Origin of the sequence: Erwinia persicina NBRC 102418 (genome assembly GCF_001571305.1) — a bacterium.
GTDB lineage: Bacteria > Pseudomonadota > Gammaproteobacteria > Enterobacterales > Enterobacteriaceae > Erwinia > Erwinia persicina.
This window is the reverse complement of record NZ_BCTN01000017.1, coordinates 86,192-109,210: the sequence shown is the minus strand read 5'-3', so window position 1 is coordinate 109,210 and position 23,019 is coordinate 86,192. Positions and strand designations below refer to the sequence as shown.

Here is a 23,019-nt window from a genome sequence, read left to right as displayed (position 1 = left end):
AGAATATTCCTGTTTAATAACCTGAAATTTAAAGCCTTATTCAAAAAAAATGCCGGTAATCACTCTAACTCGTTCTTAGTTAAGCGTTTATCGCTGATTCCACGGCAAATAATAAGTAGCAACCACAACAGATGGGGTAGTTCGGATGAAAATGAGTAAAGGAAGTGCGTTTCTGGCGGGCTGTGTGGCCCTGGCAATGAGCCATGCAGCAATGGCAAAAGATATTAAAGTGGCAATCGTAGGGGCCATGTCGGGTCCGGTGGCGCAGTATGGCGACATGCAGTGGACCGGCGCGCAGCAGGCGATTGCTGATATCAATGCTAAAGGCGGCGTCAACGGCGACAAACTGGTCGCGGTGAAATATGACGATGTCTGCGATCCGAAACAGGCCGTTGCCGTTGCCAACAAAGTGATTAATGACGGCATCCGTTATGTCATCGGCCATCTGTGCTCCTCTTCAACCCAGCCCGCTTCAGATATCTATGAAGATGAAGGCGTGCTGATGATCACCCCGGCCGCTACCGCACCCGATCTGACATCACGCGGCTACAAGCTGATTATGCGCACCACCGGCCTGGACTCTGACCAGGGCCCGACGGCGGCAAAATATATTCTTAATGAAGTGAAACCGCAGCGTATTGCCGTGGTTCATGATAAGCAGCAGTACGGCGAAGGTCTGGCACGCTCCGTTCAGGAGAGCCTGAAAAAAAGCGGCGGCAACGTTGTGCTGTTTGAAGGCGTCACCGCCGGCGATAAAGACTTCTCCACGCTGGTGGCGCGTCTGAAGAAAGATAACGTCGACTTCGTCTATTTTGGCGGCTATCACCCGGAAATGGGGCAGATCCTGCGTCAGGCGCGGGCGGCCGGTCTGAAAACGCAGTTTATGGGGCCGGAAGGCGTGGGTAACGCTTCTCTGTCTAATATCGCCGGTGCCGCCTCCGAAGGGATGCTGGTTACTCTGCCAAAACGCTATGACCAGGTTCCGGCCAACAAAGCCATCGTTGATGCGCTGAAAGCCAAAAAGGAAGATGCGACCGGCCCGTTTGTCTGGACCACCTACGCCGCCCTGCAGTCGCTGGCGACCGGGATGGAGCGCAGCAAAAGTGCAGAACCGGAAGAGATTGTGAAAAACCTGAAGGAAGGCGCAGCAGTGCCAACCGTGATGGGCGACCTGAGCTGGGATCAGAAGGGCGATCTGAAAGGCTTCGAGTTTGGCGTATTTAAATGGCACGCAGACGGTTCTTCCACTGCTGTTAAATAAACCAGGCGAGTTTTGGACATTAACGCCTGGTGATCTTTGCCAGGCGTTGATGTTTTCAGTGTGGGTGTATTCGTAAGGTATTCAGGTATGTCCGAGCAGTTTCTCTATTTTCTGCAGCAAATGTTCAACGGTGTGACGTTGGGCAGCACCTATGCGCTGATCGCCATTGGTTACACCATGGTCTACGGCATTATCGGTATGATTAACTTCGCCCACGGCGAAGTGTATATGATCGGCAGCTATGTCTCGTTTATCGTGATTGCTGCGCTGATGATGATGGGGATTGATGCCAGCTGGCTGTTGATCGGCAGCGGCTTTGTGGTTGCTGTGGTGATTGCTTCCTGCTACGGCTGGAGCATTGAACGTGTGGCCTACCGGCCGGTACGCTCTTCCAAGCGTCTGATTGCCCTGATCTCCGCGATCGGGATGTCAATTTTCCTGCAAAACTACGTCAGCCTGACCCAGGGCTCGCGCGACCTTGCGCTGCCAAGCCTGGTGACCGGGCAGTGGACGCTGGGTGAAAGCAACGGCTTCGCTGCCACCATTTCCACCATGCAGATGGTGATCTGGGGCGTGACCTTCCTTGCCATGCTTGCACTGACGATATTTATCCGCTATTCACGTATGGGCCGCGCCTGTCGTGCCTGTGCGGAAGATTTAAAGATGGCCAGCCTGTTGGGTATTAACACTGACCGGGTGATCTCCCTGACCTTTGTAATCGGTGCGGCGATGGCGGCGGTGGCCGGTGTGCTGCTCGGCCAGTTCTACGGCGTGATCAGCCCTTATATTGGCTTTATGGCCGGGATGAAAGCCTTTACCGCCGCGGTGCTGGGGGGGATTGGCAGTATCCCTGGCGCGATGATTGGCGGTTTGATTCTCGGGATTGCCGAGGCCCTGACCTCTGCCTACCTCAGTACGGAATACAAAGATGTGGTGTCATTTGCCCTGCTGATTGTGGTGCTGCTGGTGATGCCTACCGGTATTCTCGGTCGTCCGGAGGTTGAGAAAGTATGAAAAAGCTCAACCTGCTGAATGCGGTGATCTCGTCGCTGATGCTGCTGATCCTGGCCGCGTTCTTTATGGGCATGCGTCTGGATCTCGACGGCACAAAACTGGTGGTGAACAATGCCGGAGAAGTGCGCTGGAACTGGATTGCGCTGGGATGCGGCGTGGTATTTCTGTTCCAGCTGCTGCGCCCGCTGGTGCAGAGCAGCCTGAAAAAAGTCTCCGGCCCGTCGCTGGTTCTGCCGGGGATTGACGGCTCGACACCGAAACAGAAGCTGTTCCTGCTGGCGCTGATTGTGGCGGCGGCGGTTTGGCCGTTTCTGGTATCCCGCGGCACGGTGGATATCGCCACCCTGACCTTGATCTACGTAATGCTGGGCCTGGGCCTGAACGTGGTGGTCGGCCTGTCCGGCCTGCTGGTACTGGGCTACGGCGGTTTTTATGCCATCGGCGCTTATACTTTTGCCCTGCTGAATCACTACTACGGCCTCGGTTTCTGGCAGAGCCTGCCGCTCGCCGGCATGGTGGCGGCCGCGTTTGGTCTGCTGCTGGGCTTCCCGGTGCTGCGCCTGCGCGGTGACTACCTGGCGATTGTGACCCTCGGCTTCGGTGAGATCGTGCGTATCCTGCTGCTCAATAACACCGAGATCACCGGTGGCCCGAACGGTATCAGCCAGATCCCGAAACCTTCCCTCTTTGGTCTGGAATTTAACCGCAGCGCGCGCGATGGCGGCTGGGATACCTTCCATAACTTCTTTGGCCTCAAGTACGATCCCAGCGACCGCATTATCTTCCTGTATCTGGTGGCGCTGCTGCTGGTGGTGATTACGCTGTTTGTGATTAACCGGCTGTTGCGGATGCCGCTGGGCCGGGCCTGGGAAGCGCTGCGCGAGGATGAGATCGCCTGCCGTTCGCTGGGACTCAGCCCGACGCGCATCAAGCTGACGGCGTTTACCATCAGTGCCGCCTTCGCCGGTTTCGCCGGTTGCCTGTTCGCTGCGCGCCAGGGCTTTGTCAGCCCGGAATCCTTCACCTTTGCCGAATCAGCCTTTGTGCTGGCGATCGTCGTGCTGGGCGGGATGGGATCGCAGTTCGCGGTGATCCTCGCGGCTATCCTGCTGGTGGTGTCGCGCGAGCTGATGCGCGATCTTAACGAATACAGCATGCTGGTTCTTGGCGGTCTGATGGTATTGATGATGATCTGGCGTCCGCAGGGTCTGCTGCCGATGAAACGCCCGCATCTGAAGTTGAAAAGTGCGGAAAAAGGAGAGCAGGCATGAGTCAGCCTTTGTTAGCCGTCAATGGCCTGATGATGCGTTTTGGCGGCCTGCTGGCCGTCAACAACGTGGAACTGGAACTGCACCCGCAGGAAATTGTTTCGCTTATCGGCCCTAACGGGGCCGGAAAGACCACGGTATTTAACTGCCTGACGGGGTTCTATCGCCCGACTGGCGGTTCCATTCAGTTGGGTGATAAGCAGCTGGCGGGGCTGCCGGGACAGAAAATTGCCCGCATGGGCATTGTGCGAACCTTTCAGCACGTGCGCCTGTTCCGTGAAATGACGGTCATTGAAAATCTGCTGGTCGCCCAGCATCAGCATCTGAAAAGCGGCGTGTTTTCCGGTCTGCTGAAAACCCCGGCTTTCCGTAAGGCAGAAAGCGAAGCGCTGGACAGGGCTGCCACCTGGCTGGATCGCGTCGGGCTGCTGGCGCTGGCCAACCGTCAGGCCGGTAACCTCGCCTACGGTCAGCAGCGTCGCCTGGAGATCGCCCGCTGTATGGTGACGCGGCCGGAGATCCTGATGCTGGATGAACCGGCGGCGGGCCTGAACCCGAAAGAAACGCACGAGCTGGATGAACTGATTGCCGAACTGCGCAACCAGCACAACGTCTCGGTCCTGCTGATTGAACATGATATGAAACTGGTCATGGGCATTTCCGATCGTATTTACGTGGTTAACCAGGGAACGCCGCTGGCTAACGGCACGCCAGACGAAATCCGTAACAATCCGGACGTGATCCGCGCTTACCTGGGAGAAGCATAATATGAGTCAGGCAATGCTTTCCCTGAATAATATCAGCGCGCACTACGGCAAAATCCAGGCGCTGCACAACGTCAGTCTGCATATCAATCAGGGGGAAATTGTGACCCTGATCGGGGCAAACGGCGCGGGTAAAACCACTATTCTCGGCACCCTGTGCGGGGAGCCGCGTGCCACGGAGGGGTCGATTACCTTCGACGGTAAAGACATCACCGACTGGCAGACGGCGCGCATTATGCGCGAGGCGATAGCAATTGTGCCGGAAGGTCGCCGCGTCTTCTCACGTATGACGGTGGATGAGAATCTGGCGATGGGCGGCTTTTTTGCCGAACGCCAGCAGTACCAGCAGCGTATCAAACGTGTTTACGAGCTGTTCCCGCGTCTCTATGAGCGCCGGGTGCAGCGTGCAGGCACGATGTCGGGCGGTGAGCAGCAGATGCTGGCCATTGGCCGTGCGCTGATGAGCCAGCCGCGCCTGCTGCTGCTGGACGAGCCGTCGCTGGGGCTGGCACCGATCATTATCCAGCAGATCTTCGACACCATTGAGCAGCTGCGTCAGGAAGGCATGACGATTTTCCTCGTCGAGCAGAATGCCAACCAGGCGCTGAAGCTGGCTGACCGGGGCTACGTGCTCGAAAACGGTCATGTGGTGCTGGAGGATACCGGTGCCGCGCTGTTAGCCAATGAAGCGGTGCGCAGCGCGTATTTAGGCGGTTAATCGTTTGGGCGGCCCGCAAAAGAGGGGCCGCCCCTGCAACAACCTGACCCGGGGCCGTCCTGTTTTCTGGCTGGCCCTTCACTCTGGTTAGTTTTTAGCCAGTCTTATATCAGCGCCTGCCACGATCTCACCCCCTCTGCCGTCACCTTGCTGTCACTCTTCTGTCATAAACCCGTTATTTTTCTGTCATTTTCCCGTGTCATGTTACCTCCCGAATAACAGAATGCGCGATATCGCGCTTTACAATACCGGGTACAGGAAACCGACATGTCATCATTCGCATTTCGTCACACCGCAATTAGCGTGGTACTGGGTCTGACCTTCAGCGCCAGCGCACTGGCCGCCACTGAGATCCCGTTCTGGCACTCAATGGAAGGCGCGCTGGGCGAGGAAGTTAACTCGCTGGCCACCCGCTTTAATGCTGAAAACCCGGACTATAAAATCGTCCCGACCTATAAAGGTAACTACGAGCAGAGCATGTCTGCCGGTATTGCGGCGATCCGCTCGGGTAAAGCACCGGCGATTTTACAGGTGTACGAAGTGGGGACGGCGACCATGATGTCCTCGAAGGCGATTGTCCCGGTCAACGAAGTGTTTAAAAACGCGGGGATCCCCATGGATCCTAAGCAGTTTGTCCCGGCAGTGGCAGGCTACTACAGTGACGCCAACGGTCAGCTGATCTCCCAGCCGTTCAACAGCTCCACCCCGGTGCTGTACTACAACAAAGACGCCTTCAAAAAAGCCGGTCTTGATCCTGAGCAGCCGCCAAAAACCTGGCAGGATCTGGCGAAATACTCCGCTGCCCTGCGTAAAGCGGGCATGACCTGCGGTTACGCCAGCGGCTGGCAGGGCTGGATCCAGATTGAAAACTTCAGCGCCTGGCACGGTCTGCCGGTCGCCACGAAAAACAACGGCTTCGACGGCACTGATGCGGTGCTGGAATTCAACAAGCCGGTGCAGGTACGCCACATTGCCCTGCTGGAAGAGATGAATAAGAAGGGTGATTTCACTTACTTTGGTCGTAAAGACGAGTCCACCGCCAAGTTTTATAACGGCGACTGCGGCATCACCACGGCGTCTTCCGGCTCACTGGCCGATATCCGTAGCCATGCCAAATTTAACTACGGTGTTGGTATGATGCCGTACGATGCCACCGTGCCGAATGCCCCGCAGAACGCCATTATCGGCGGTGCCAGCCTGTGGGTCATGAAGAACAAAGATGCCGACACTTATAAAGGCGTGGCTAAATTCATGCAGTTCCTGGCCAAACCAGAAATTGCCGCGGAATGGCACCAGAAAACCGGCTATCTGCCGATTACCACCGCCGCGTATGAGCTGACCAAACAGCAGGGCTTCTACGACAAGAACCCCGGCGCTGACATTGCCACCCGTCAGATGCTGAATAAAGATCCACTGCCTTTCACTAAGGGAATGCGTCTGGGCAATATGCCTCAAATCCGTACCGTAGTGGATGAGGAACTGGAAAGCGTCTGGACCGGCAAGAAAACCCCGCAGGCGGCTCTGGACAGCGCCGTTGAGCGTGGCAATCTGCTGCTGCGCCGTTTTGAACAGCAAACCCGATAGGATGTGTCGGGCGGGTCGTTGACCCGCCCGCCAGGGCCGGCCAGAACAACGGCTGGCCCCTGCAACGTTTTTCGCACGAGATAAACCGCTATGTCCCAACCCCGTCCCGTCTTTCGCGCGAAAGCGCTGCCCTACCTGCTGGTACTGCCTCAGCTGATCATCACCATCGTTTTTTTCCTCTGGCCCGCCGGGGAAGCACTGTGGTACTCGGTACAGAATGTCGATCCGTTTGGCATTTCCAGCACCTTTGTTGGCCTGGAAAATTTTACCCGCCTGTTCAGCGATGCTTATTACCTGGACTCGTTCTGGACCACCATCGTTTTCAGTAGCCTGGTTACCGTGATTGGGCTGGTGGTCTCCCTGTTGTTTGCCGCGATGGTCGACTATGTGCTGCGCCTTAAACGCTTTTACCAGACGCTGATGCTGCTGCCTTATGCGGTGGCTCCCGCGGTAGCGGCGGTGCTGTGGATGTTTCTGTTCAGTCCGGGCCTCGGTCTGATCACCCATTTCCTGGGGCTGATGGGGTACAGCTGGAACCACGCGCAAAACAGCGGCCAGGCGATGTTTCTGGTGGTGCTGGCGTCCATCTGGCAGCAGATGAGCTACAACTTCCTGTTCTTCTTTGCCGCCTTGCAGTCGATCCCCAAATCCCTGGTCGAAGCCGCAGCCATTGACGGGGCAGGGCCGGTGCGTCGTTTCTTCAGCCTGTCGCTGCCGCTGATCGCTCCCGTCGGCTTCTTCCTGGTGGTGGTTAACCTGGTGTATGCCTTCTTCGATACCTTCCCGGTGATCGATGCCGCCACGGGCGGCGGGCCGGTGCAGGCCACCACCACGCTGATTTATAAAATTTACCGCGAAGGCTTTGCCGGTCTGGATCTCTCCTCGTCATCGGCGCAGTCCGTGGTACTGATGGTGCTGGTGATTATTCTGACGGTGATCCAGTTCCGCTATGTCGAGAAAAAGGTGCGCTACCAATGATCGAAAACCGACGCGGGCTGGATATTTTCAGCCATACCCTGCTGGGCCTCGGTATCCTCACCGTGCTGTTCCCGCTGTATGTGGCGTTTATTGCCGCTACCCTCAGCACGGAGCAGGTGTTTCAGGTGCCGATGCCGCTGATCCCGGGTACCCATCTGTGGGAGAACATTGCCAGCATCTGGACCCACGGTGTCGGGCAAAACAGTGCGCCTTTCAGCACGCTGCTGATGAACAGCCTGTTTATGGCGCTGGCGATCACCACCGGCAAAATCACCGTTTCCATGCTGTCAGCATTTGCGCTGGTATGGTTCCGCTTCCCCCTGCGCAACCTGTTCTTCTGGATGATCTTTATCACGCTGATGCTGCCGGTTGAAGTGCGTATCTTTCCGACGGTGGATGTGATTGCCGACCTCAATATGCTCGACAGCTACAGTGGATTGACCCTGCCGCTGATGGCGTCTGCAACCGCGACGTTCCTGTTTCGCCAGTTCTTTATGACGCTGCCGGATGAACTGATGGAGGCGGCGCGTATTGATGGTGCCAGCCCGATGCGCTTCTTCTGGGACATTGTGCTGCCGCTGTCAAAAACCAATCTGGCGGCGCTGTTCGTGATCACCTTTATCTATGGCTGGAACCAGTACATGTGGCCGCTGCTGATTGTCAGCGACAGCAAACTGGGCACGGCCGTCGCGGGCATCCGCAGCATGATCGCCTCCGGCGATGCGGCAACCCAATGGAACCTGGTAATGGCAGCAATGATCCTCACGCTGATCCCACCGGTAGTGATTGTTTTAGTGATGCAGCGCGCCTTTGTTCGCGGTCTGGTTGAGAGTGAGAAATAACGATGGCAGGTGTAAGACTTCAGGCAGTAACCAAATCCTACGATGGCGTCACGCCGATTATCCAGCCGCTCGATGTCTCGATCCGCGACGGTGAGTTTATGGTGATGGTCGGGCCCAGCGGCTGTGGGAAATCCACGCTGCTGCGTATGGTCGCCGGGCTGGAGCGCGTCACCAGCGGCGATATCTACATCGACACGCGGCGGGTGACCGAAGAGGAGCCAAAAGATCGCGGTATCGCTATGGTGTTCCAGAATTACGCGCTTTATCCGCATATGAGCGTGGAAGAGAATATGGCCTGGGGCCTGAAAATTCGCGGGATGGGTAAAGAACAGATCCGCCAGCGCGTGCTGGAAGCGGCGCGTAGCCTGGAGCTGGAAGCGCTGCTGAAGCGCCGCCCGCGTGAGCTCTCCGGCGGCCAGCGCCAGCGCGTGGCAATGGGACGCGCTATCGTGCGGGAGCCAGCGGTGTTTCTGTTTGATGAGCCGCTGTCGAACCTTGATGCGCGCCTGCGCGTGCAGATGCGTCTTGAGTTACAGCAACTGCACCGCCGCCTGAACACCACCAGTCTTTACGTCACCCACGACCAGGTGGAGGCGATGACCCTGGCACAGCGCGTGATGGTGATGAATAAGGGCGTACTGGAGCAGCTGGGAACACCGGTGGAAATTTATGAGCGTCCGGCCACGCGCTTCGTTGCCAGTTTTATCGGTTCCCCGGCGATGAATCTGCTGGAAGGGCAGATGAATGCTGACGGTACACGCTTTACGCTCAGTGACAGCATGGCGCTGCCGCTGACAGTGCCGAAAGCAAAATGGGCGGACCGCCCGTTGACGATGGGGATCCGTCCGGAGCATATTGAACTCTCTACACAACAGGACGGCGGCATTCCGCTGGTGGTGGAATTGCTGGAGATGCTGGGCGCGGATAACCTTGCCCACGGCCGCTGGGGTAAGAATAAAATGGTGGTACGCCTGCCGCACTCAGTGCGCCCTGAGAGGGGCAGCACGCTGTGGTTACAGGTTCCCCCGCAGGCGTTACACTTCTTTGATCATCATGGACAACGGATCGAATAATGAATAAAACCTGGCCATACCCGGCGATTGTCGCCCATCGCGGCGGCGGGAAACTGGCGCCGGAAAATACGCTGGCGGCCATCGATATCGGTGCGCAGCTGGGGCATCGGATGATTGAGTTTGATGTCAAACTGTCGCAGGACGACGCAATCTTCCTGCTGCATGACGATACCCTCGACCGCACCAGTAACGGCTGGGGTCTGGCGGGCGAACAGCCATGGGATAAGCTGGTGCAGCTTGATGCCGGCGGCTGGTTCAGCCATGCGTTCAGTGACGAACGCCTGCCGCTGCTGGCGGACGTGGCCGCGCGCTGCAGGCAGCATCAGATGATGGCGAATATCGAAATTAAACCGACCCCAGGGCTGGACGTGGACACCGGCCGGCGGGTGGCGCAGGCCGCCCGCGTGATGTGGCAAAACCAGGTGGCCCCGCTGCTCTCTTCTTTTTCATACCGGGCGCTGGAGGCCGCGCAGCAGGCGGCACCCGAGCTGCCGCGTGGCTTACTGCTCGACAGCTGGGACGAGAACTGGCTGGCGATGACGCAGGCGCTGGACTGTACGTCGATCCATCTCAATCATAAACTGCTGGATGAGGCGCGCGTCGCCGTGCTGAAACAGGCCGGGTTGCGGATTCTGGTTTATACCGTGAACAGGCCCGCGCGGGCGCGTGAACTGTTGCAGTGGGGCGTGGACGCCATCTGCACCGATCGTATTGATATCATCGGGCCGGATTTTCGTTAACGAAAAGGGCGGGCCAGCGCTTCGGCCCGCCCCGGGAGAGAGGCTATTCCGGTGGTCCTCAGAGGACGGCTTTTTTTCCCGCTGCCCCTGTGGTGACTCTGTCAGAATCAATTCTGCTGCAATGGCTTCACTTGTCCATTGCTGGTGCGCTGGGCGGCGCTGTCGCGCTGCTCCTGCATTTTACGCTGCAAATCCTGCTGCTGCCGCTGCTGATCCTGCTGCAGCTTGAGCTTCTGCTGCGATTGCTGATTCTGCATATCCTGCTTCAGACGCTGAGTGCTCGGATTATACCCCTGTTGCTGGGGGTCATTGTTCGTGTTGCTGTTGTTATTCAACATGTTGGCCATGCCGGTTAACGGCAATGCTGCGACCATAATCACTAACCATTTCATTTTCATTTTACGTCCTCCGTGTTACTCCCTTAAGTGTAAGTCAGCTCTACGCCCTCCACTCCAGGAGTGCTCCTGATTTGCGTTAGCGTTAGCAATTCATCCATTTTTGTGTCTATTTATCAATGGCAAACATAACGTAAATATAATTAAAGGATGTAACAATGATGACACAAGCTATGCGGAAACGCCTGTCGTGGTCGCTGTTCGCCGGTTTACTGGTGTGGCAGGGGGCGGGAGCCGCGCCTGCGGTGCCACCCGTTTCCTACGGCGTCGGGGCAGATACTTTCCATCCGGTGAAGGCACAGCACGGCATGGTGGCCTCGGTAGATGCCACTGCGACGGAAGTGGGGGTGAAAATCCTTCAGCAGGGCGGTAACGCGGTTGATGCGGCCATTGCCGTCGGCTATGCGCTGGCGGTCACGCACCCGCAGGCGGGTAACCTCGGCGGCGGTGGCTTTATGCTGTTGCGCACCGCCTCCGGTAACACCACGTCCATTGATTTCCGTGAAATGGCCCCGGTGCGGGCCAGCCGCGACATGTTCCTGGACAATGCGGGGAATGCGGACAGCAAAAAATCCCTGACCTCTCATCTGGCCTCCGGCGTGCCGGGGACCGTCGCGGGCTTTTCACTGGCGAGCCAGAAATACGGCACCCTGCCGCTCAGTACCCTGATCCAGCCGGCGCTGACGCTGGCGCGCAAGGGCATTGTGGTGAATGAATCGCTGGCCGATGACCTGAATGTGTATGGCAAAGAGGTGCTGCTGGCACACCCGAACAGCAAAGCGATCTTCTTTAAAGCCGACGGTACGCCGTACCGGAAAGGAGAGAAACTGGTACAGCGCAACCTGGCGCGTAGCCTTGAACTGATTGCGCAGCAGGGGCCGGATGCTTTTTACAAGGGAAAAATTGCCGATGAGATCGCGGGGGAGATGCAGCAGCACGGCGGCCTGATCAGCAAGGCTGACCTGGCAAATTATCAGGCGATCGAACGTAAGCCGATCAGTGGAACCTATCGTGGTTATCAGGTCTTCTCAATGCCGCCACCGTCTTCCGGCGGGATCCATATTGTGCAGATCCTTAATATTCTGGAAAACTTTGACCTGGCGAAAATGGGCTCTGGCAGTGCCGATGCCATGCAGGTGATGGCAGAAGCAGAAAAATATGCCTATGCCGATCGCTCCGAATATCTCGGTGACCCGGCGTTTGTTAAGGTGCCGTGGCAGGCCCTGACCAGCAAAGCCTATGCCTCTTCTCTGGCAAAGCAGATCGATCTGGCGAAAGCGCGGCCTTCCGCAGAGATCAAACCCGGCAAGCTGGCACCCTATGAAAGCAACCAGACCACACATTTCTCGGTGGTGGATAAAGACGGGAATGCAGTGGCGGTGACTTACACGCTGAACACCAACTTCGGCAGCGGTATTGTCGCGGGAAACAGCGGTATCCTGCTGAACAACGAAATGGACGATTTCTCAGCCAAACCGGGCACACCAAATGTTTACGGGTTGGTGGGCGGCGAAGCGAATGCGGTACAGCCGTACAAGCGTCCACTCTCTTCCATGTCTCCCACGATTATCGCTAAAGACGGGAAAACCTGGCTGGTGACTGGCAGCCCGGGCGGCAGCCGTATAATCACCACCGTGCTGCAGATGGTGGTCAACAGCATCGATTTCGGAATGAACGTTGCCGAAGCGACCAGTGCACCGCGCTTCCACCATCAGTGGCTGCCGGATCAACTGCGTGTAGAGAAAGGCTTCAGCCCGGACACGCTCAAACTGCTGAGTGAGAAAGGGCAGAATGTGAAAGTGATGTCGGCGATGGGCAGCACCCAGAGCATTATGCTGGGGCCGGACGGGATGCTTTACGGTGCGTCCGATCCGCGCACCATTGATGATTTAACCGCAGGGTATTGATGCGATGAGGGCGACCCTTTTATCCGGTCGCCCCGTTACCTCTCTCATGCCTGTCGTTTCTGTTGATGTGCTTCAAGCCGCTGATTAAACTGCGTTGGTGTCCAGCTTTCCTGCAGCGCCTGCGCCAGCAGCGACTGCTGGGTCTGGGGCACCAGGCCGCCAACCGGCGGGTCGGTATCCAGATTGGTTGGAAAGGAGTAGCCTTCCGCCGCTGCCGCGATCACCGCGCTGATTTTTTCCTCTGACATTCTGCGCAGGCGCAGCGCCGGGTAGAGATGCTGCAGTACCTTAATATGATTAACCTTTTCCATCGTTTTACCGAACGCGGACGACACCTGTAACAGGTTGGCAGTGCGGATATGGTCATGGGTATGGTTACTGCCAGCCGCATGGAACAGTGCCGGATTAAAGAACAACCCATCCCCTTTTTCCAGCGGGAGCTGGATGGCGTTACGCCGGAAGTATTCGATAAACGTTTCATCACGCCATGCCAGATATCCCCCCTGATACTGATGCGACCAGGGCAGCAGCTGGGTCGGGCCGGACTCCACCGGCATATCGCTGTGCGCTACAGCCCCCTGCAGCGTCAGATACTGTGACAGGATCTGCAGCGGCAGTGGGAAACGCGCCACCTGTTCATTGCTCTGAAAACCAAGGTGATAATCCCGGTGCGGCTGCTGCGCTTTACCACCGGGGCGGACCTGATTGACCTGTGCGGTAAGGGTATAACCCGGGCCGACCCAGCTTTCGCAGATCAGCGCCAGCAGCGGGTTACAGTAGTAATCAATAAACGCATCGGCATCGCGCTCCGCCACCTTCTGTAGCGCATTCCAGATGCGCCCGTTATGGCCCGCAGCGGCAAAATGGTCGCCGCCGGTACTGTTTTCCGATTCACTCAGCAGGATCTGTTCAAACAACATGCTGCTGCGATCTACCGCCGCGATATCGCTGAACAGCCCTTTAACCACGAAGACGCCGGGGCCGGAGGAGAGCGCCCGGTGCAGTTCGCTGAGAACCGACTGGCGATCGCTGGCGGCAGCGTTTGCCAGCTCCTTATGCTGGTAAATCAGCACGTCCAGCTCGGCTTTATACGCCAGCGGGAAGTCTCTCAGCTGCGTGGTCTGCTCACAGACGGTGGCAAACTCATCCACCGACAGCTGTTTTTCAGTCAGGTAAAGTGTGTTCATTTTCCGCTCCTTACAGGGCCAGTTTATGCTGAGGTTGCAGCGCGCCGTCATCACCACAGCCCACCACGTTTTGATCGAAGTCGATGATCGCACCGGTCATCATCCCTGACTCTTCAGAGAGTAAAAATGCCACGCCGCGCGCCACTTCCCGGGGTTTCAGCAGGCGACCAAACGGCTGCGCACGCTCTGCTTTTTCCAGCCAGTCATCACCGGCCTGATGGTACTGTTTCTGAATATCATCCTCATGCGGCGTATCCATCCAGCCGATGTTCAGCCCGTTGACGCGGATGCGATTGCGCATCGCGCTGAAAGCGACATTTTTGGTCAGGGTCACCAGTGCCCCTTTCGAGGCCGCATAAGGCGTGAGGAAACTCTGTCCGCCATGGGAGGTCATGGTAATGATATTAACGATGCTGCCTTCAACATCGCTGGCAATCATCAGTTTGATTGCTGCCTGCATCAGGAAGAAAGGGGCCCGGACGTTGACGGCGAAGATAGCGTCGAACAGCGCCGGGGAGGTGTCGATAATGGTGCCGCGGTCGGACATGCCCGCGCAGTTAACCAGGCCATGCAGTGTCCCGAAGTGCGTGGCGGCTTCTGCAATGACCCGTTCGCAGGCCTCGGGCTCGCTGATATCGGCAGTGACAAACCGGGCTTCACAGCCAAGTGCCCGGAGGGATTGTGCCTGGGCCATCCCGGCCTGCTGATTGCGGCCACAGAGAACCAGTCCGCGCGCTCCACGTTCTGCCAGTAAACGGCTGACGGCAGCACCCAGCCCCTGCGTACTGCCGGTGACCACATAAACCTGACCGTGAAACTGTTTCTCTAAGTTTAAGCTCATGATTGTTATTCCTTTATTGTTAATTTTTGCCGATGCGATAAGCCCGAACAGGAGCAGGAACACCTTATCACCAACATTTCATTAACAATACGCGCCAGGAACCTCAAAAAAACCTCAAAATCATCTCATGCTGCCTGCGACTGCTTGCTTAAGTCTGAAGCCATAAAATTGTATTTTTGCCTCATTTCGCTGCCAGTGGTGCTTATCAGCACGTTTATCCCTCACTTTTTCTTCTGTTTCCCCTACATTGTGGCGGCACAATACGCCATGTCGCCTGCGCCATGGAAACTGAGGAAGTCGTATTACAAGGAGTGTTATGAAGTACTCTGTGTGGGTCTTTACCGCTGTCGCGGCGTTGTATATTGCGGCATTTCCGGCTCTGGCTGACCCTCTTCGTGCGCCTGTGCCGCCATCGGTGCCGCTGTTAACGGCCTCCGTTCGCCCGGATGCGTTAATCATTCCGGTGACGATCCGTGGCAGGCTGTATCACTTTCTTCTGGATACTGGCATGAATACGCTGGTTGTGGATAATCTGCTGGCGAATGAGCTGACGCAGAAAGAACCCGCTGACCAGATCCCGCTGCTGTACCAGCAAACGCTGGCTGCCAGCATTCGTAGCGCGAGCGGCATTCTTCACCAGCAAGGGCTTCAGGTCTGGCGCCCGCTGGCGATTGGCATTGGCGATGCGGTGCTACCTGCTACCACCCCCTGGCTGGGAGCGGATCTCAGTGCGTTGACACAGGCGAACGGGGTTAATATAGACGGGATTGTCGGCATGGACGTGTTTCGTCAGTTTACCTGGCAGATGGATAACCTGACGCGGGAGCTTACCGTCTGGCAGCAGGAGCCGGGTGACCTGGATTATCCCGCCTGTGTGCCCTATCGCGACGGGGATGCCGCCGGGCCACAACTGGTACTGGACTACCATCAACGTCCGGTGCATATGACGCTCAATACCGGTAGCGACTACAGCTACATCGGCACGGAACTGATAAACGCCAGTCGTGAACGCCCGGAGAGTGCTGTTCTGACCGGTATCAACCAGCCTGCGCTGGGATTAGGCGGCGAAAGCGTGAGCGATGGCTACCTCCTGGGCGGCCTGCAATTTAACCAGTTACCGCTGGGTAACATGCTGGTGCGCGAGAATAAACAGGGGGCGCTGGGACTGGGGATGAACTTTCTGGTGCGTTTCGATCGTTACCTGTTTCTGCCCGATAAGATGCTGTTTTGCTACCGTGAGCAGCATTTTACCCGGGATGAGCCCGCTCCGCTGCGGGTGCTTGCCGTGCGCTTTTACGGCAAACGGGTTGAATTGTATTCCAATCCTGCCGACGCGTTACTCCCCTTTGGCCTGCAAAATGGGGATGCGCTGCTCAGAGTTAACGCCCGCCCGGTCAGGCCTGAAGAGATTCATGCGCTCCGCCACACGCTGGCTGATACGCCGGCAGGGCAGCTCACGCTGAAAATTGAGCGCCGCGGTAAAGTCAAAACCATCCACATCTGACGTGAAGCGGGGAGGGCAGAAGCGCTCCCCCGCGGGTTACGGCCGGAAGCGCGCCATAAAGAGGGCATCGACCAGCTCACCCTGACGTAACGCATAACGGCGGGCGCGGCCTTCCGTTTCAAAACCACAGCGTTGATAAAGTCCGATGGCTGCCTGATTGTCGGCAAAGACCGTCAGCTCAATGCGTTCAACGTTTAACCAGTTATCACACAAATCGATCAGGGTGCTCATCATGGCTTTGGCCACGCCCCGGCCACGATAGCGGACGTCCACGCCCAGGCCAAAAGTCGCGGTATGCCGGCGGCGGACGCGGGAGTTCACTTCCAGCGTGACCTGGCCTGCGACCACGTTGTCGATACAGGCGACCAGCATCTGCATGCCGTCCGGGACCGAAGCGAGACGTTCCTGCCACTTTTTCAGGGAAGGATGAGGAAGCTGTAGCGTATCGGCATAGGTTTCCGGCTGGCTGTAAAGCTGATGGAGGGCCAGCGCATCGTCGGGTACCACATGTCGTACGATAATCTCACTCATAGTCACTCTCCCTTAGGGTTGAATTCCCTTTTAAAATCAGGGTTTTTCAGCGGCAAATCAAGCAAAAAATAATCAGAAAATGGCTTTACAAGTGCGAATGATAATGATTATTATTGTCATGCGTTTTCAGGAGTACCTCCGGTACCGACTGGGAAAGCACGACATTGCTCACATTGCTTCAGTATTTCTTAGCCAGCTCGGGTGCTGGCTTTTTTTTGCCTGCAACCTACCCGCTTCCGCAATGCCCCTGTTTATTTCCTCGTTTTTAAATCGAATTTTTTGAACAGAGAAGACAATTTTCTCCGCTATCATCCACAGCGTCAGAGGTCCAGACTGTGTCAAAACGTTGAGGAGAATTGAATATGATTTACTTACGCAAAGCACAAGATCGCGGTCATGCTAATCATGGCTGGCTGGACAGCTACCACACCTTTTCTTTTGCCGATTATTACGATGCCAATTTTATGGGGTTCTCGGCACTGCGGGTGATTAACGAAGATGTTATCGATGGTGGTCAGGGGTTTGGTACGCACCCCCACAAGGATATGGAAATTCTGACCTATGTCCTGTCCGGTACTGTTGAGCATCAGGACAGCATGGGCAATAAAGAGCAGATCCCGGCGGGTGAGTTCCAGATTATGAGCGCCGGAACCGGCGTGCGTCACTCTGAGTACAACGCCAGTAAAGACGTGCCGCTGCATCTGTACCAGATCTGGATTATCCCGGAAAAAACCGGCATTGAACCGCGTTACGCACAGCGTCGTTTTGACGATGTGCAGGGCCGCCAACTGGTGCTGTCACCGGATGCCCGCGACGGTTCACTGAAGGTGTTCCAGGATATGACGCTGTCGCGCTGGGCGCTGACAGCCGGTGAGCAGGGTAGCGTAGATGTGGAAGAGGGGCGTCGCATCTGGATCCAGGTAGTAAAAGGGGATGTTACCGTGAACGGCGAGGCGGCGACCACCTCTGACGCTTTTGCTGTCTGGGATGAAAAGTCCATAAATATCAACGCCAGCAGCGATGCTGAAATCCTGCTGTTCGACCTGCCACCGGTTTAATGACAACCCGTGTCACACTTTAAGGGGCGAGACAATCGCCCCTTTGTCGTTTTTCCCCTTATTTTTGTTACACTCAGCATAATTCTGTCCCCACTAGCTGAAGTCTGATGAAGAAAAAAAGACCGGTACTACAGGATGTTGCCGATCGCATCGGTATCACCAAAATGACCGTCAGCCGCTATCTGCGTCATCCCGATCAGGTCTCTGCCGCGCTGCAGGGCAAGATTGCGGCCGCGCTGGATGAGCTGGGTTATATCCCTAATCGCGCACCTGACATGCTCTCCAACGCCACCAGTCGGGCGATTGGCGTGCTGCTGCCTTCCCTGACCAATCAGGTATTTGCTGATGTGCTGCGTGGGATTGAAGCGGTCACCGATGCGGCGGGTTATCAGACGCTGGTAGGGCACTTCGGCTACAGCGCCGAAAAAGAAGAGCTACAGCTGCGATCGCTGCTGGGCTGGAATATCGACGGGCTGATCCTCACCGAACGCACCCACACGGCGGCCAGCCTGCGAATGATCGAAACGGCCGGGATCCCGGTGATAGAGATGATGGACTCTGTCTCCCCCTGTCTGGATATGGCGGTCGGCTTTGATAATGTTGAGGCGGCCCGGCAGATGACCCACGCCATTCTGCAAAGAGGGCACCGCCATACCGTCTATCTGGGGGCGCGACTTGATGAGCGAACGCTGCAGAAAGAGCAGGGTTATCGTCTGGCGATGATCGAAGCCGGCCTGGAACCCCGGAGCGTGATGATGGAGGCAGCATCATCATTCTCTGCCGGAGCGATGCTGATGTGTGAGGCGCAGAAACGCTACCCTCTCACCGACAGCCTGTTCTGCACCAACGATGATCTGGCCGTTGGCGCGATGTTTGAGTGTCAGCGCCAGGGATTACAGGTGCCGCAGCAGATGGCCATTGCCGGCTTTCACGGTCATGATATTGCCCATGTGGTCAATCCGCCGCTGGCCACAGTGCAGACGCCGCGTGAGCAGATGGGGCAGGCGTCTGCCACGCTGCTGCTGGCACGCATTCGCGGTGACGTCGCGGGCCCGTCCCCGGTGGACGTCGGCTTTACCATCCTGCCTGGCGGCAGTATCTGATACGCGGCGGGCACACCGTTGCCCGCTCCTGACTTGTCCCTTTGTGCCACCGCCTGTCTGAATCTGCTGTTTTTTTGAAGCACCTCACATTTACCAGCTTTTTCCGCCGTGGCTGTTGCCATAATCCATACACATCCAGACAATGTTACCGATAACAAATTAACTGACTCATCTGCTACCTCTCTGCCGGAGCCACAATAATGACCACTCATTCAACGCCTAATCACGTCTTTGTACTGATGGGTGTATCCGGAAGCGGCAAGTCTGCCGTTGCCAATGCCGTTGCGCATCAGCTTAACGCTGCTTTCCTCGATGGCGACTTCCTGCACCCGCGTGCCAACATCGAAAAAATGTCGGCCGGCCATCCGCTGAATGATGATGACCGCCGTCCGTGGCTGGAGTCGATCAACGATGCCGCGTTCGCCATGCAGCGCACTAACGATGTTTCACTGATCGTCTGTTCGGCGCTGAAAAAAAGTTATCGCGATATTTTGCGTAAGGGTAATAACAACCTCTCATTCGTTTATCTGAAAGGTGACTTCGATACCATTGAGTCGCGTCTGCGCGCGCGCAAAGGGCACTTCTTTAAGCCGCAAATGCTGGTGACTCAGTTTGCCACGCTGGAAGAGCCGGGCAGTGATGAGCACGATGTACTGGTTGTCGATATTAATCAGTCGCTTGAAAAGGTTGTCGCAGCAACCCTGACCACCATTGACGGTGCGGCCAGTAAAAAATAAGTAGGGTGTCATGAGTACTGCAACACTGGTGTTAACAGCAGCCGGATCGGTTCTGCTGCTGCTTTTTTTAGTGATGAAGGCAAGGATGCACGCCTTTGTGGCGCTGATGTTAGTCTCTATCGGGGCGGGCCTGTTTTCCGGGATGCCGCTGGATAAAATTGCCACAACGATGGAAAAGGGCATGGGCGGCACGCTCGGATTCCTGGCGATTGTGGTGGCGCTGGGGGCGATGTTCGGCAAGATCCTGCATGAAACCGGCGCGGTCGACCAGATTGCCATCCGCATGCTGAAGACCTTTGGCGAAAGCCGCGCGCATTATGCAATGGGGATCGCCGGGCTGATTTGTGCGCTGCCGCTGTTTTTCGAAGTGGCGGTGGTGCTACTGATCAGCATTGCCTTTGCGGTAGCACGCCGTACCGGCGATAACCTGGTGAAGCTGGTGATCCCGCTGTTCGCCGGCGTTGCGGCGGCAGCGGCCTTCCTGCTGCCTGGGCCTGCACCGATGCTGCTGGCGTCCCAGATGCATGCTGATTTTGGCTGGATGATCCTGCTGGGCCTCTGCGCGGCGATCCCGGGGATGTTGATTGCCGGGCCGCTGTTTGGCCGTTTTATCAGCCAGCACGTGACCTTTGGCGTTCCGGCAGAGGGCGATCATCCCGAATTCGATGAGAGCAAGCTGCCCTCCTTTGGTTTCAGTCTGTCGCTGATCCTGTTCCCGCTGCTGCTGGTGGGCCTGAAAACCATCGGTGCGCGATTTACCGCACCGGGCTCGACGCTGTACGAGTGGCTGGAGTTTATCGGCCATCCGTTTACCGCGATCCTGCTGGCCTGCCTGGTCGCCATTTATGGCCTGGCCTACCGACAGGGCATGGACAAAGAACGCGTCATGGAGATCTGCGGCGCAGCGCTCCAGCCGGCGGGGATTATTCTGCTGGTCATTGGGGCCGGAGGCGTGTTCAAGCAGGTGCTGGTGGATTCCGGCGTTGGCCCGGCACTGGGTAATGCGTTAACGGGTGCCGGTTTACCGGTGGCGCTGGCCTGCTTTGTACTGGCGGGCGCGGTGCGTATTATTCAGGGCTCGGCTACCGTCGCCTGTCTGACCGCCGTCGGGCTGATTATGCCGGTGATCGAGCCGCTGCACTATTCCGGCGCGCAGATGGCCGCGCTGTCGATCTGCATTGCCGGGGGCTCCATTATCTGCAGCCACGTTAACGACGCTGGTTTCTGGTTGTTTGGCCGTTTTACCGGGGCAACCGAAGCGCAGACGCTGAAGACCTGGACGCTGATGGAAACGATCCTCGGCACCGTCGGCGCGATTATCGGAATGATCGCCTTCGAACTGTTGTCGTAGGGGATACTGCGGGCGGACCGTCTTTTGAGGTCCACCCGCCACCCTCAGAGTTTCAAATACGTCCGTATCCCATCCAGAAACATCTGCGTCGCCAGCATAATCAGAATCAGCCCCATCAGCCGTTCCAGCGCATTCACCCCTTTGTCCCCCAGCAGTCTTAAGAACAGTCCCGACAGCAACAGGATCACTACGGTCAGCCCCCAGGCGATCAGCAGCGCCCCAACCAGATGGCCCATATTGCTTGGGTACTGATGCGACAGCAGCATCAGTGTGGCAAGAAGTGAAGGTCCGGCGACCAGCGGGATGGCCAGCGGTACCAGAAAGGGTTCTTCTCCCGCAGAAAGCCCGGTACTGCTGCTCTCCTGTGAAGGGAAAATCATCTTAATGGCGATCAGGAACAGGATGATGCCGCCCGAGATCGACACGGTTTCCGTCCGCAGATTGAGGAAGGCGAGAATTTTTTCCCCGGCGAACAGAAACAGCAGCATGATGAACAGCGCGATCAGCATTTCGCGCATCAGCACCACCCGACGACGTTTCGGCTCCAGATGTTTTAAAACCGACATAAAAATCGGCAAATTGCCCAGCGGATCCATAATCAGCAACAATAATATCGTCGCGGAGATCATTTCAGTCATCGTTGTTGTTCTCGTTATTAATCAATGTCGCTACGTTATAAGCAGCGCTGCTAAAAAAAACCATCTAATCGATTTAATTCACTTGCCACTTTTGCTGCACCTTGTAAGGTTTAGCAATCATATTGTTTTAACTCTAACAGGTCAGGCGTCACTGTCGTAGCCAGTTTGCTTACTGCCAGCACACCGCAGCCGGAGCGTACAGTTGTACGTGAGGATGACGGGCACTGCCGGGGGTGGAAATGGCCGGTACGGGGAGCCGGGATAAAGGTAAAGATGAAGACGGTTGGATTAGTAGGTTGGCGTGGGATGGTGGGCTCGGTACTGATGCAACGCATGAGTGAAGAGCGCGATTTTGATGTGATCCGTCCGGTATTCTTCTCAACGTCTCAGCACGGTCAGGCGGCCCCGGCCTTCGCGGGCCAGTCGGCTGGCACGCTGCAGGATGCCTTTGATATCGACGCGCTGAAAGCGCTGGATATTATCATTACCTGCCAGGGCGGGGACTACACCAGCGACATTTACCCTAAGCTGCGTGCGGCGGGCTGGAACGGTTACTGGATTGATGCTGCCTCAACGCTGCGTATGAAAGATGACGCCATCATCATCCTTGACCCGGTTAACCACAAGGTGATCCATGACGGTCTGAACAACGGTATCAAAACGTTTGTCGGCGGTAACTGTACCGTCAGCCTGATGCTGATGTCGCTGGGCGGCCTGTTTGAAAACAACCTGGTGGAGTGGGCGTCGGTGGCCACGTATCAGGCGGCTTCCGGCGGCGGCGCACGTCATATGCGTGAGCTGCTGACCCAGATGGGCATGTTGCATAATCATGTGGCGAAGGAGCTGCAGGATCCGGCCTCGGCCATCCTCGACATCGAGCGTAAAGTGACGGAGTTGAGCCGTGCAGGCGTGCTGCCAACCGATAACTTTGGCGTTCCGCTGGCGGGCAGTCTGATCCCGTGGATCGACAAGCAGCTGGATAACGGCCAGACGCGCGAAGAGTGGAAAGGTCAGGCCGAAACCAACAAAATCCTGCGCACCAGCAGCGTGATCCCGGTTGACGGTCTCTGCGTCCGTGTCGGCGCGCTGCGCTGTCACAGCCAGGCCTTTACACTGAAGCTGAAAAAAGACGTACCGCTCACCGACATTGAGCAGATGCTGGCCGCGCACAATGAATGGGTAAACGTGGTGCCAAACGACCGCGAGATTTCCATGCGTGAACTGACCCCGGCTGCCGTGACCGGCACACTGAACACGCCGGTTGGGCGTCTGCGCAAGCTCAATATGGGGCCGGACTACCTTTCTGCCTTTACCGTGGGCGATCAGCTGCTGTGGGGGGCTGCAGAACCGCTGCGCCGGATGTTGCGCCTTCTGGTGGCATAATATCCTTCCTGTTCCCCCGCCAGGGGCGGGGGACATGTCAGCCTGTTTCTGTGTGCATCGCCATTTTTCACGATTATTAGCCGTACCTGCCCTTTTTTTTAACTGGCGATCCTTCCCGCCAGATTTCAGCACCTCTTAACCC

The 23,019-nt window shown here is 56.8% G+C and carries 22 protein-coding genes; 17 read left to right on the top strand and 5 right to left on the bottom strand.

The genetic code is table 11. From position 1 onward, the window contains the following. Positions 1-145: 145 nt before the first annotated feature. From EPE01S_RS17585 to ugpQ, 10 genes are all read left to right on the top strand, one after another. On the top strand, positions 146-1,261 hold the full coding sequence (locus EPE01S_RS17585; RefSeq protein WP_062747716.1) for a branched-chain amino acid ABC transporter substrate-binding protein: 1,116 nt from the start codon (positions 146-148) through the stop codon (positions 1,259-1,261). Between the two features lie 87 nt (positions 1,262-1,348). Then, entirely contained in the window at positions 1,349-2,275 is a 927-nt protein-coding gene (gene livH / locus EPE01S_RS17580) for a high-affinity branched-chain amino acid ABC transporter permease LivH (protein ID WP_062747714.1), read from the top strand. Continuing rightward, on the top strand, positions 2,272-3,546 hold the full coding sequence (locus EPE01S_RS17575; protein WP_062747712.1) for a high-affinity branched-chain amino acid ABC transporter permease LivM: 1,275 nt from the start codon (positions 2,272-2,274) through the stop codon (positions 3,544-3,546). The genes livH and EPE01S_RS17575 overlap by 4 nt, the downstream gene beginning before the upstream one ends. After that, positions 3,543-4,310 carry a high-affinity branched-chain amino acid ABC transporter ATP-binding protein LivG gene (livG, locus tag EPE01S_RS17570; RefSeq protein WP_062747710.1) on the top strand — a complete coding sequence of 256 codons (768 nt, stop codon included), beginning with the start codon at positions 3,543-3,545 and terminating at the stop codon, positions 4,308-4,310. The genes EPE01S_RS17575 and livG overlap by 4 nt, the downstream gene beginning before the upstream one ends. Position 4,311: 1 nt before the next feature. Continuing rightward, the gene (livF, locus tag EPE01S_RS17565; RefSeq protein WP_062747708.1) at positions 4,312-5,025 is read left to right on the top strand and encodes a high-affinity branched-chain amino acid ABC transporter ATP-binding protein LivF; all 714 of its coding nucleotides are present in this window, start codon (positions 4,312-4,314) and stop codon (positions 5,023-5,025) included. A 267-nt stretch (positions 5,026-5,292) separates the two neighbouring features. Then, complete coding sequence (ugpB, locus tag EPE01S_RS17560) at positions 5,293-6,609, top strand: sn-glycerol-3-phosphate ABC transporter substrate-binding protein UgpB (RefSeq protein WP_062747706.1); 1,317 nt, start codon at positions 5,293-5,295, stop codon at positions 6,607-6,609. 90 nt (positions 6,610-6,699) lie between these two features. Then, positions 6,700-7,587, top strand: coding sequence for a sn-glycerol-3-phosphate ABC transporter permease UgpA (gene ugpA / locus EPE01S_RS17555; protein ID WP_062747704.1), 888 nt, complete (start codon positions 6,700-6,702; stop codon positions 7,585-7,587). Continuing rightward, complete coding sequence (gene ugpE / locus EPE01S_RS17550) at positions 7,584-8,429, top strand: sn-glycerol-3-phosphate ABC transporter permease UgpE (RefSeq protein WP_062747702.1); 846 nt, start codon at positions 7,584-7,586, stop codon at positions 8,427-8,429. The genes ugpA and ugpE overlap by 4 nt, the downstream gene beginning before the upstream one ends. 2 nt (positions 8,430-8,431) lie before the next feature. Next, positions 8,432-9,502 carry a sn-glycerol-3-phosphate import ATP-binding protein UgpC gene (locus tag EPE01S_RS17545; protein ID WP_062747700.1) on the top strand — a complete coding sequence of 357 codons (1,071 nt, stop codon included), beginning with the start codon at positions 8,432-8,434 and terminating at the stop codon, positions 9,500-9,502. Next, positions 9,502-10,242, top strand: a complete 741-nt coding sequence (gene ugpQ / locus EPE01S_RS17540) for a glycerophosphodiester phosphodiesterase (protein WP_062747698.1) — start codon at positions 9,502-9,504, stop codon at positions 10,240-10,242. Before EPE01S_RS17545 ends, ugpQ begins: the two co-directional genes overlap by 1 nt. Positions 10,243-10,349: 107 nt before the next feature. Here ugpQ and EPE01S_RS17535 read toward each other — a convergent pair whose 3' ends face one another. Beyond that, complete coding sequence (locus tag EPE01S_RS17535; RefSeq protein ID WP_062747695.1) at positions 10,350-10,640, bottom strand: DUF2756 domain-containing protein; 291 nt, start codon at positions 10,638-10,640, stop codon at positions 10,350-10,352. A 155-nt stretch (positions 10,641-10,795) separates the two neighbouring features. Between EPE01S_RS17535 and ggt the strand changes: the two genes are divergently transcribed. Beyond that, on the top strand, positions 10,796-12,544 hold the full coding sequence (gene ggt, locus EPE01S_RS17530) for a gamma-glutamyltransferase (RefSeq protein ID WP_062747693.1): 1,749 nt from the start codon (positions 10,796-10,798) through the stop codon (positions 12,542-12,544). A gap of 44 nt (positions 12,545-12,588) precedes the next feature. On the opposite strand, the gene EPE01S_RS17525 is transcribed toward ggt, so the two are convergent. Continuing rightward, positions 12,589-13,731, bottom strand: coding sequence for a phytanoyl-CoA dioxygenase family protein (locus tag EPE01S_RS17525; protein ID WP_062747691.1), 1,143 nt, complete (start codon positions 13,729-13,731; stop codon positions 12,589-12,591). Between the two features lie 10 nt (positions 13,732-13,741). Next, positions 13,742-14,572 carry an SDR family oxidoreductase gene (locus EPE01S_RS17520; protein WP_062747689.1) on the bottom strand — a complete coding sequence of 277 codons (831 nt, stop codon included), beginning with the start codon at positions 14,570-14,572 and terminating at the stop codon, positions 13,742-13,744. 316 nt (positions 14,573-14,888) lie between these two features. On the opposite strand from EPE01S_RS17520, the gene EPE01S_RS17515 reads away from it, so the two are divergent. Beyond that, a complete protein-coding gene (locus tag EPE01S_RS17515) occupies positions 14,889-16,076 on the top strand; it encodes an aspartyl protease family protein (protein WP_062747687.1) in 1,188 nt (395 codons plus the stop codon). A 36-nt stretch (positions 16,077-16,112) separates the two neighbouring features. Here the strand turns inward: EPE01S_RS17515 and EPE01S_RS17510 are convergent, their stop codons facing one another. Next, the gene (locus EPE01S_RS17510; RefSeq protein ID WP_062747685.1) at positions 16,113-16,607 is read right to left on the bottom strand and encodes a GNAT family N-acetyltransferase; all 495 of its coding nucleotides are present in this window, start codon (positions 16,605-16,607) and stop codon (positions 16,113-16,115) included. A gap of 362 nt (positions 16,608-16,969) precedes the next feature. Here EPE01S_RS17510 and EPE01S_RS17505 point away from each other — a divergent pair, with 362 nt between their 5' ends. The 4 genes from EPE01S_RS17505 to gntU all read left to right on the top strand — a co-directional run bounded on the left by EPE01S_RS17505 (position 16,970) and on the right by gntU (position 20,856). Then, positions 16,970-17,665 carry a pirin family protein gene (locus EPE01S_RS17505; protein WP_062747683.1) on the top strand — a complete coding sequence of 232 codons (696 nt, stop codon included), beginning with the start codon at positions 16,970-16,972 and terminating at the stop codon, positions 17,663-17,665. 107 nt (positions 17,666-17,772) lie between these two features. Beyond that, a complete protein-coding gene (gene gntR / locus EPE01S_RS17500) occupies positions 17,773-18,768 on the top strand; it encodes a gluconate operon transcriptional repressor GntR (RefSeq protein WP_062747681.1) in 996 nt (331 codons plus the stop codon). 200 nt (positions 18,769-18,968) lie between these two features. After that, positions 18,969-19,505 carry a gluconokinase gene (gntK, locus tag EPE01S_RS17495; protein ID WP_062747678.1) on the top strand — a complete coding sequence of 179 codons (537 nt, stop codon included), beginning with the start codon at positions 18,969-18,971 and terminating at the stop codon, positions 19,503-19,505. Between the two features lie 10 nt (positions 19,506-19,515). After that, entirely contained in the window at positions 19,516-20,856 is a 1,341-nt protein-coding gene (gene gntU, locus EPE01S_RS17490; RefSeq protein ID WP_062747675.1) for a gluconate transporter, read from the top strand. 44 nt (positions 20,857-20,900) lie between these two features. Here gntU and EPE01S_RS17485 read toward each other — a convergent pair whose 3' ends face one another. After that, positions 20,901-21,494, bottom strand: a complete 594-nt coding sequence (locus tag EPE01S_RS17485) for a YhgN family NAAT transporter (RefSeq protein WP_062747673.1) — start codon at positions 21,492-21,494, stop codon at positions 20,901-20,903. A 273-nt stretch (positions 21,495-21,767) separates the two neighbouring features. Here EPE01S_RS17485 and asd point away from each other — a divergent pair, with 273 nt between their 5' ends. Continuing rightward, positions 21,768-22,877 carry an aspartate-semialdehyde dehydrogenase gene (asd, locus tag EPE01S_RS17480; RefSeq protein WP_062747671.1) on the top strand — a complete coding sequence of 370 codons (1,110 nt, stop codon included), beginning with the start codon at positions 21,768-21,770 and terminating at the stop codon, positions 22,875-22,877. The last annotated feature ends 142 nt before the right edge of the window (positions 22,878-23,019 follow it).